General features: G+C 36.6%; 8 protein-coding genes. 4 read left to right on the top strand and 4 right to left on the bottom strand.

Features of this window, described 5'->3' with window-relative positions; translation table 11 throughout:
- The first annotated feature begins 210 nt into the window (after nucleotides 1-210).
- Nucleotides 211-840, top strand: coding sequence for a TetR/AcrR family transcriptional regulator (locus ACIPKN_RS11435; RefSeq protein ID WP_400936082.1), 630 nt, complete (start codon nucleotides 211-213; stop codon nucleotides 838-840).
- A gap of 10 nt (nucleotides 841-850) precedes the next feature.
- Here ACIPKN_RS11435 and ACIPKN_RS11440 read toward each other — a convergent pair whose 3' ends face one another.
- Both ACIPKN_RS11440 and brnQ read right to left on the bottom strand, forming a co-directional pair.
- Entirely contained in the window at nucleotides 851-2,236 is a 1,386-nt protein-coding gene (locus ACIPKN_RS11440) for a S41 family peptidase (protein ID WP_400936084.1), read from the bottom strand.
- Nucleotides 2,237-2,456: 220 nt separating this feature from the next.
- Nucleotides 2,457-3,776 (bottom strand): branched-chain amino acid transport system II carrier protein, encoded by a 1,320-nt coding sequence (brnQ, locus tag ACIPKN_RS11445; RefSeq protein WP_400936086.1) that lies wholly within the window; start codon nucleotides 3,774-3,776, stop codon nucleotides 2,457-2,459.
- A gap of 249 nt (nucleotides 3,777-4,025) precedes the next feature.
- Between brnQ and ACIPKN_RS11450 the strand changes: the two genes are divergently transcribed.
- Together ACIPKN_RS11450 and ACIPKN_RS11455 are read left to right on the top strand one after the other, a co-directional pair.
- Nucleotides 4,026-4,943, top strand: a complete 918-nt coding sequence (locus ACIPKN_RS11450) for a C40 family peptidase (RefSeq protein ID WP_400936088.1) — start codon at nucleotides 4,026-4,028, stop codon at nucleotides 4,941-4,943.
- A gap of 82 nt (nucleotides 4,944-5,025) precedes the next feature.
- Nucleotides 5,026-5,388 (top strand): hypothetical protein, encoded by a 363-nt coding sequence (locus ACIPKN_RS11455; RefSeq protein ID WP_400936090.1) that lies wholly within the window; start codon nucleotides 5,026-5,028, stop codon nucleotides 5,386-5,388.
- A gap of 75 nt (nucleotides 5,389-5,463) precedes the next feature.
- On the opposite strand, the gene ACIPKN_RS11460 is transcribed toward ACIPKN_RS11455, so the two are convergent.
- Together ACIPKN_RS11460 and secA2 are read right to left on the bottom strand one after the other, a co-directional pair.
- Nucleotides 5,464-6,366: an accessory Sec system S-layer assembly protein gene (locus ACIPKN_RS11460; RefSeq protein ID WP_400936092.1), complete on the bottom strand. Its 903-nt coding sequence runs from the start codon at nucleotides 6,364-6,366 to the stop codon at nucleotides 5,464-5,466.
- On the bottom strand, nucleotides 6,366-8,729 hold the full coding sequence (gene secA2, locus ACIPKN_RS11465; protein WP_400936095.1) for an accessory Sec system translocase SecA2: 2,364 nt from the start codon (nucleotides 8,727-8,729) through the stop codon (nucleotides 6,366-6,368). The genes ACIPKN_RS11460 and secA2 overlap by 1 nt, the downstream gene beginning before the upstream one ends.
- Before the next feature lie 225 nt (nucleotides 8,730-8,954).
- On the opposite strand from secA2, the gene ACIPKN_RS11470 reads away from it, so the two are divergent.
- Nucleotides 8,955-10,019, top strand: a complete 1,065-nt coding sequence (locus ACIPKN_RS11470; protein ID WP_132360504.1) for a glycosyltransferase family 4 protein — start codon at nucleotides 8,955-8,957, stop codon at nucleotides 10,017-10,019.
- Nucleotides 10,020-10,262: the final 243 nt, after the last annotated feature.

Below are 10,262 nucleotides of genomic sequence, written 5' to 3' on the forward strand. Positions count from 1 at the left end.
CGTTGATAGAAATAAAACTTGATTGGACACTATAAGCACTATCTGCAAAAAATTTGTTATATTTATAATATTTTATAGTGAAAAAATAGGAGCTGTATTATAATTAGTTTAATTAATAGTGGTATTTTTTATGAACATATGGATAAATTGGCATTATTTTAGTGATGCCTAAAGGACTATGACTACTACAAATTAGATAAGGTGGGAAGTATGGCAAGAGGTAGGAAGGTTAATTCAAATGGTGAACGAAGTAAACAATTATTGCTTGAAAAGGCTTTAGAGTTATTTTCTGAAAAAGGGTATCATGATACAAAGATTAGTGACATTGTAAAAGCCGCGAATGTAACACAGCCAACTTTTTATTTATATTTTGAAAGTAAGGATGCTCTCTACACCAATCTGAATAAACGATTTCAGCAAGGGTTTGATGAAATTATGAGTAAACAATCAGTAGAAGGTGAAGAGGGATTAGAAGGCTTTGTTACAGAGCTAAAGCAAAAAATACAAATGTTATTCGTTTATATAATTGATAACCCTAAATTAACAAAAATTGGATTATTTGAATCTAAGCAGTCACTTGTAGTTAAATCTCGACTTACACAGCAATTTACTCACCTTATACATCGTTATGAATGTGCCCATATATTACAATCATATTGTGCAGACATAAACATAGTTGTAGATAGTTTTGTAGGGTCCTTAGAGCGTTTAATATTAACAAATTTACTTGAACAAAAAAAACAGCCATGCGAGTTAGCAAGCGACTTAGTTCATTTATACTTTTTAAGAGAAGTAAATACAAAAAAATTGAATGAAAATTCCTCTCACCATATAAGGTGAGAGGAATTTTTCATTTCTTAACTGTAATATGAAGATAAACGCCTTTTTGAAGCTTATTGCCTGTTTCTTTTTGAATAGATGGATGAACGAGTAGCATATACTCTTGCCCACTGTTTAATGGTTTTGATGGAGTAACAAGTAATGAATGACCATCAACTTTTGTAGTAATGGGTACTTCGTTACCGCCTAAAGCAACGAGTTGTACACTATCTTCAGCAATTTGCGAAGCGAGTGCTTGTGAGAATTTCACAGTAAATGTTTTAGAAGTTGGTACATTTTTCAAGCTTTCAAGCTCTTTATAATTTGTATATTGTGCTTTAATTGCATCATAATGTGCCTGGTAAATAGGAGCGGTCTTTGTTTGGACGTTCGGTTTTACCCCAACCTCATTAATCGTTTTCCCTAATGGACCTGTAAAATTACCAATTGTAAGCTTTAAATAGCTACCATCCTGCAGTTCAAAAAAGCCTTGCATACAGCCTTTTCCATACGTAGTTTCTCCGTATAAAATAGCAGATTGCTGATCTTGTAATGTTGCTGCTAACATTTCAGAGGCGCTAGCACTATAACGGTTTACTAGAATACGTGTATCAGCTGGGAATTTTTCGTTTTGATTGACTGCACGTATTTTATAAGAGGCATGTGCTTCTTCCAGTAAGTAGGCAATTTTTGCTTTCGGGAATAGCCCTGCAATCTCCTCAGCTGTTGATACATAGCCTCCACCATTGTTTTGTAAATCAAGTATAAAAGAGGTTGCACCACGCTGTTTTAATTGGATAAGCGCATCTTTGACAAGCTTTGCACCGTCTTCTGAGAAGGATGACATAGCAATATAGCCAACATCCCCAAACAGTAACGTAGATTCCACATTCGGTAATGTGAATTTTTTCCGTGTAATGGTTGTAGTTGATGTTTTACCATCTGCATGCCGGAGCGTCACTTCTATTTTAGTATTGTCGTCACCAATTAATAAGGAGGAGACTTCTTGGGTAGAGCTTCCTACTACGGATTGTCCGTCAATGGCGATAATAATGTCTCCAGCAACTACACCGGCTTTAGATGCACCGCTATCCTCAAACACTTGTAAAATATGAATGCCATCTTCATGTTCTTCGATGATTACACCAATTCCAATTGTTGATAGATCGATGCTATTCATATAATCTTCAAGTTCATTTTTCGTAAAATATGTGGAGTAAGGATCTAGCATATCAATGATTTCAGGAATTGTTTTAGCTTTTTGCAAATTTCCGTGGATGGTTCCAACATAATTTTCCTCAATAATTGCCTTGATTTCCTTTACAAGCTGTTGTTCATTGCTTGCAGCAGAAGCATTTGTCAATGGAATGATGAAAAAGCATAGAACGAATACAAAAGACCACAATATTTTTTTCATGGGACACCTCTTTTCTAATTAGCTTTATTATACATGAATTTCCATATAACCGTGAATAGGAAAAAGAGGGGGTTACCTACAAAAAAAGAATCTGCTAGCCATTTGCGAAAAAGTAAGTTTAGGCAAGATTCCTAGACAGTCGTTGTCTAAAAGAAGCTTGAAGCTTATTCGCAAAAAGCAATCAGATTCTAGTCAGATGAAGAAATTAAATAAGTCTCTTTTATTTTTTTGTGAACTTATGAATGACCAAGCCGATAAGCGCACCGATTATTGCAGGTACAAGCCATGCTAGACTTTGCTCGTATAATGGCAAAGTTTTCAAAATGTTCACATATGGTGCAATTGTAATTTTCATTTCCTTTAAACCATCATTCAAACTAACAAAGAATGTAGGAATTAATGCTAAAATGTAGACAATTCTCCCACCTTTAAAGAAGGTATCGAAAAGCGACAGAACCATTAACACCATCGCTAGCGGATAGATGATTAATAATACAGGTAGTGATGCACTAATAATTGTAGAAAGACCTACGTTTGTTATGGCAGTACTGAAAATTGTGAAAATTACTAAAAACGTTTTATACGAAACTTTAGGAAATAGTTTATGGAAATATTGAGCATTGGCAGTCAATAAACCTACAGCAGTAGATATACACGCTAGTAAAATTGTAGCAGATAATATGATAGTCCCAAATTTGCCAAAAAGAACTTCTGCTGATTTCGCAATAATTTTCCCACCATTATCAAAAGTACCAATTGCATTAATACTAGTGTTACCAATTTGCCCAAGTGAGATATAGACAAATGATAAGCCAATAGCGGCAACAATTCCCGCGAAAATTGTCGTTTTGACTTGCTTTTTAGTATTTGACATACCCATGTCGCGCAATGCTTGCAAAATAACGATCCCGAAAACGAGTGCACTTAGTACATCCATTGTTAAGTAGCCTTGAACAAAGCCTTCAGTCAACGGTGACTCAGTGTATTTTCCTATAGCTACCCCTGGTTCACCCATTGGAGAAATAAAGCTTTTAATCGCTAGGAGTAAAATAACGGCCAATAGAACAGGCGTTAAAATTTTCCCAACGCGATCGATAAGCTTTGAAGGGTTAATAGCTAAGAATAGTATAAAGGCAAAAAATATTACAGAAGTAATGAAAAGTGGTGCCCAATGATCTGTTGCTGATTCTGGGAGAAATGGGACAATTCCAATTTCATAAGATACAGAGCCTGTACGCGGCACTGCAAAAAATGGTCCAATCGCTAAATAAACGATTGATGTAAAAATAACACCAAAGGTAGGGCCGACACGATTAGCAAGTATTTGTAAATCGCCACCCGCTTTCGCAATTGCAACTATTGCTAATAGTGGTAATCCGACACCTGTTATTAAGAAACCAATCATTGCTGTCGTAATATGTTCACCAGCTTGTTGACCTAATAATGGGGGGAAGATAATATTTCCGGCACCTAAAAATAAGGCAAATAATAGTAAACCTACTGCCAAATTTTCTTTGATGAAAAGCAAGATGTTCTTCATAAAAATTAAAACTCCTTTAAAATTGAAAAGATTAAACTTTCTAAAAATTTTAAATACAGAAGTGTATGTTATCACATGAATACTAATCTTGCAATTAATATTCTATTACAATTTGTAAGAATCTGTCGGAATCAGTAATTTTCATAAATTGTTTGAAAAATAGTCATTTTTTCTGATTTCTGATTTCTTAAATATCTAGTATGATAGACACACAAGGAAATATTTTAGCACGAACGGAGGCAAAATGATATGAAAAAGGCAAAAAAATTAAGAATCCTTGCTTTAAGCACTATTGCTACTTCTTTTTTAGCATTACAGACCGCAGAGGCAGCTACATATACCGTGCAAAAAGGAGATACTTTAACTAAAATTGCCCAAAGCAATAAAGTAACAGTGCAAGACATAAAAAGCTGGAACAATTTAAAGAATGATCTGATTTACATCGCGCAAAAGCTTGAAGTTTCAAAGCAAGCTACAAATGATACGGTAAAACCTTCAAATCCAACAACTAAACCGACAACACCAAAACCAACAACACCATCAAAGCCCGCAACTGTTTCACATACAGTAGTTAAAGGCGATTCATTATCCAAAATTGCTAAGCAATATAATGTAACAATAAAGGACATTAAAGACTGGAATGGACTTACGACAGACACAATTTACGTTGGACAAGTGTTAAAATTATCTCCAGTAGCTTCATTACCCGAGAATGACACAGTACATAATAACGGATCTTCAGATGCGGGAACATCAACAGTAACGTCTAAAGATCCTACAGCTAATGGACAGGCTATTTATAAGAAAACAGTGGATGTAGCTAATTCATTAGTAGGAACACCATATCTCTATGGTGGCAACACATCTGAAGGTCTAGATTGCAGTGGCTTTATTTACTACGCCTTTAATCAAGGTGGTTTAAAAATTGGAAGAGACAGTAGCGAAGGATATTTCTACGGCAATACAACACAAGTTAAAAATCCGATAGCGGGAGATTTAGTATTTTTCCAAAATACGTATAAAGATGGAATATCTCATATGGGTATTTATATAGGTAACAATAAATTTATCCATGCAGGGTCAGACGGTGTTGAAATTTCGGACGTTACATTCTCTTACTGGTCTACAAGATTAGTAGCTTATAAACGTTTCGACACTATTAAATAAAGTAAAAGCGATTATTGCAAATACGCAATAATCGCTTTTTTCATGGAGTTAGATAAAAGACAGGAATGAAGGCGAACAGTTGTTGATAGAACACAGAACAACGCTGATAAAGGTGCCAGAACCGCTGATAGAAAACGGAACATCGCTGATAAGAGAGCGAGAACCGCTGATAGAAAACGGAACATCGCTGATAAGAGAGCGAGAACCGCTGATAGAAAACGAAACATCGCTGATAAGAGAGCGAGAACCGCTGATAGAAAACGAAACATCGCTGATAAGAGAGCCAGAACCGCTGATAGAAAACGAAACAACGCTGATAAGAGAGCCAGAACCACTGATAGAAAACGAAACATCGCTGATAAGAGAGCCAGAACCGCTGATAGAAAACGAAACAACGCTGATAAGAGAGTCAGAACCGCTGATAAACACCAAATATCGCGGTTAGAACATCGACATCACTGATAAGAAAATAAACAAATAAAAAACCCTTCTTTCTAAAAAAAGAAGGGTTTTCAACATTTTATTGTGTTACGCGTGCTGTCCAACGAGAAAGATCGGCTTCTTTTGCGTTAACAAGCTCTGCAGGGAAGATAAATGTCCATGGCTTTGTTGAGTCTGGTTGTACAGTTAATATTGGATCCATTTTAAATGAACCTTTAGCAATTTGTTTGCCTGTTGCGTCAATAATTTCTAGTGGTAATTGTTCTAGGTTAATCGCTTTATTATGTCCGTTACGAATGAAGATAGACACATTTAAATTACCGTTATCAGCAAGTTTCGCTTGTAGGCCGGTGAAATTTACTTCTGTTTCACCTAACTTAGGTAAAGTTTTTACGATTTTTGCAAGTTCCTCTTTTTGCGCTTCAGGTAGTTGTTTCTCCCATGAAGGGTCTAATTCTAATTGGTGACCGCGAAGGGAAACAAGGTTGAACGCAATTTTCCAGCCATCTTCTGGTACTTCATCGACTTTTATCGTTGATTTTTCAAATTCAAATACCCATGGACGAGCACTTTCTGCTGGAATTGTGCCAAGTGCTGCAAAGTCGAATTTTTTAGATGCTACAAGCTCGTCATTTTTATCCATAATAAACAGCTCAATTTCACCAAGCTCAATTGCTTGAGATAATGATGAGCGGAAAAATGCACGTACTTGCCATTTTTTAGAGCGCATGTCTTCTTCTATACTAATAGAAGAAAGTGATAATTGATTTGGCTTTAATGGTTCTAGCTCATTAGCAAGGAAGTTAAAAATATATTTTTGCTCTTGAGGCACTTCCCAATCTGGATGGTAAGATAATTTCGTCACAACATCCTGATTATTGTCTGTATTTTCGACTTTGATGTTTTGCAGTAAATCTTTAGAGTCGATTGTATTTTCTTGCCCAAGTTTGTCTGATTTTTTAAAGAATGAGAATAAGCCCATTATTGTACCTCCATTTGTGCTTCAATCATTTTCATGAAGCCTGTAATTTCAATAATAATAGAACGACGTAATTCTTGGAAATTCCTTCCGAATAATTCAAGTCCTTCACGTTGGTAAATTCGCATCGGGTCTTCTTGTTGGTAATGGCGTAAGCCGATTCCTTCTTTTAAGTGGGCCATGTTTTCTAAATGCTTTACCCAGCCACTGTCTATGTAGCTTAGCATCACATTCGGAATAATAGTCATTACTTCTGCGTTATCAGCGAATTTTTCCATGCGATCAAGCAACTCTTGTTCAGAAGGTTGAATATCAGCTAAAATTTGCTTTACTTTACCCACTTCACGATCTATTGTGACAGGAGTAATAAATAGTGAATTGAGAGAGCTTTCCATTTGATCGTAATCCCATTCAACTGAAGGGAGTTCATCTGAAGCAGCTTCGCGAACAGCAAAATCAACCGTTTCACTTAGCATTTTTTTCAGCTCACCCATTAAATCTTCACCAGCTAAAATTTTATCACGTAGACCGTAAATAACTGTACGCTGGTCATTGATAACATCATCTAATTTTAGGTTGTATTCACGCATACCGTGTTGAGAGCCTTCAACAATACGTTGTGTACGGTTAATAAGTTCTTGAACCTCTTTATTTTGGATAATGCCGTTTTCATCGACAACCATTTTTTCTGAGAATTTTTCAACCTCTTCTTTTGCATAACGGCGGAACATATCATCTTCAATAGAGAGAATGAAGCGGCTTTCGCCTATGTCACCTTGGCGACCTGAACGACCACGCAGCTGATTATCTACACGGCGGCTTTCATGCTTTTCGGTACCGATGACATATAAGCCTCCAAGTTTGTGAACTGCTTCATCTAGCACAATATCTGTACCGCGACCAGCCATATTTGTTGCTACAGTCACACGACCTTTTTGACCAGCTTGTGAAATCAGCTCAACCTCTTGCTCAACAGTTTTAGCGTTCAGCAATTGGAATTTTAAGCCTTCTTTCTTTAAGTATTCGGCCACTGTCTCGGATTGTAGAATTGACGTTGTCCCAATTAAAACAGGTTGTCCCTTTTCGTGACGACGTTTAGCTTCAGCAGCTACGAACTTATATTTATCTTCTTGTTTGTTGAAAATAATATCAGGCTGATCGACACGTTGACGTGGACGGTTTGTTGGAATTTGAATAACTTCCATGCCGTATACTTCACGGATTTCTTTTTCCTGAGTTTTCGCCGTACCCGTCATCCCAGAAAGCTTCGGATACATACGGAAATAGTTCTGAATTGTAATCTGTGCCTGTGCTTTATTTTCTTCAGTTATCGTTACGCCTTCTTTTGCTTCAATTGCTTGGTGTAAGCCATCAGATAGCGAGCGACCTTCTAAAACACGACCTGTGAACATATCAACAAGCTCGATTTTGTCATCTTTTACGATGTAATCAACATCACGCTTGAACATTACGTGGGCACGCACTGCTTGGATCACGTAATGGTAAAGTGTTTGGTGTTCAAGATCATATAGATTATCAACATTGAAGGCAGCCTCAACCTTTTCAATGCCTTTATCTGTTAAAGAAGTAGCTTTTGTTTCATCATCAAAATCGTAATCTTCTTCTTCTTTAAAACGTTTAGCTAGCATAGAGGCAATGCGATGTAGTTCATCATTCGCAGCCATTTTCCCAGCAATAATAAGTGGTGTTTTTGCCTCATCAATAAGTACACTATCGACTTCATCGATAATGGCGAAGTGATAAGGACGCTGTACTTTATCAGCCAAGCTGTGAGCCATGTTGTCGCGTAAGTAATCAAATCCGAACTCAGTACCTACACCATATGTAATATCTGCGTTATAGGCTTCTTTTTTGGCATCCGGCTCCATCATCGGTATATTTAAACCAACTGTTAAACCAAGGAAACGATGGATTTGACCGACAAGCTCGTAGTCACGCTTAGCTAGATAGTCATTAACAGTAATAACGTGAACACCTTTACCTTCTAATGCGCGTACATACGAAGGTAGAGAAGCGACAAGCGTTTTACCTTCACCTGTAGGCATTTCTGCAATATTGCCTTCAGTTAAAACAAGACCACCGATAAGCTGTACATCAAAATGACGCATACCTAATACACGTTTTGAGGCTTCGCGTACAACAGCAAATGCGTCTGGGATGATAGATGTAATTGGTTCACCTTGTTCTAAACGATCCTTGAAAATAAAAGTCATTTCTTTTAATTCATCATCTGACTTATTAACATATTTTTCTTCAAGACTATTAATTTGATCTACTATTTTATAGTAGCGTTTTAATTGACGAGCACTAGTATGCTCATTGTTACGTTTAAAAATTGAGAACATGAAATTTACGCTCCTTTTAAGTTGTCTAAATGCTAGACACAACATTATTTTATCAAATTTTACGAATGATGACTACATTTGACATGCAGCATTCTTCCAATTCGAAAAAGAGGAATAATATTTGTGAAATGGTGGAAAATAAATAGAAAAAGTATATTTCGGCGTCTGTTCGTGCTATAATCAATTAGAATTTAAATGTAGATTATTTTTTTGAGGAGGAGAGACATGCTCTACGTGTCTTTAATAGCAGCATTTGTTGCTTCAATATTGTTAACTCCACTAGTTAAACGATTAGCATTCAGAATAGGTGCTGTCGATGCACCAAACTATCGAAAAGTACATGCACGAATTATGCCAAGACTTGGGGGATTGGCGATTTTCCTTGCGTTTTTAATAGCTGTGGCTATATTCCAGCCGATTTTGATATACAATGAAAATGGTAGCGATTTTTTACTGGCAATTATAATTGGAGCTTGTATTATCGTAGCAACAGGTGTCATTGACGATATGCGTGAAATCTCTGCAAAAGCAAAATTAATTGGTCAGCTTGTTGCGGCACTTATCGTTATTTTTGTAGGTGGAATTCAAATTGAGATGATTAATTTACCATTTGTAGGTGAATTAAATTTTGGATTACTAAGTATCCCTTTAACAATTCTTTGGATTGTTGGTATTACAAATGCCATTAATTTAATTGATGGCTTAGACGGCCTAGCTGCAGGTGTGTCAACGATTGCCCTTATTACTTTAGCTATCATGGCTTTTATTATGGGCAATATGTTCGTTTTAGCTATCGCATCCATTTTAGCGGCAGCAACATTTGGATTTTTATTTTACAATTTCCATCCAGCGAAAATTTTCATGGGAGATACCGGAGCCTTATTCCTAGGCTTCATGATATCGGTGCTCGCATTGCTTGGATTTAAAAATATTACGGTCGTAACATTAATTATCCCAGTTATTATACTAGGTGTGCCGATTTCTGATACATTCTTTGCGATTGTTCGTCGCGTACGTATGAAGAAAAAATGGTCTGATCCAGATAAATCACATTTGCATCACCGTTTACTAGATATGGGCTTCACACATCGTCAAACAGTACTCATTATTTATGGGATTGCCATCATGTTTGGTTTAGCAGCCATCATTTTCTCAATGGCAAAAGTATGGGGTGCCATTTTACTCGTAGCTGTCATTTTAACTGCAATTGAAATTTTGGTTGAAGTCATCGGACTCGCGGGTAAAAACTATAAACCACTATTGAATTTTGTGCGGATATTTAATAAATAAAACATTCAAGTAACCATCCATTTTTATGGATGGTTACTTTTTTATGAGTAGACTTGTTAGCGTCCTAGCTTGATTAGTGGCGTTCCTAGCTTGATTAGCGGCGGAAATTTCGGGTTTTAGCGGCGTTCTTAGCTTGATTAGCGGCGGAATTTCGGGTTTTAGCGGCGTTCTTAGCTTGATTAGCGGCGGAATTTCGGGTTTTAGCGGCGTTCTTAGCTTGATTAGCGGCGGAATTTCGGGTTT

The sequence above is a fragment of the Lysinibacillus sp. NPDC086135 genome, assembly GCF_044746345.1.
GTDB lineage: Bacteria > Bacillota > Bacilli > Bacillales_A > Planococcaceae > Lysinibacillus.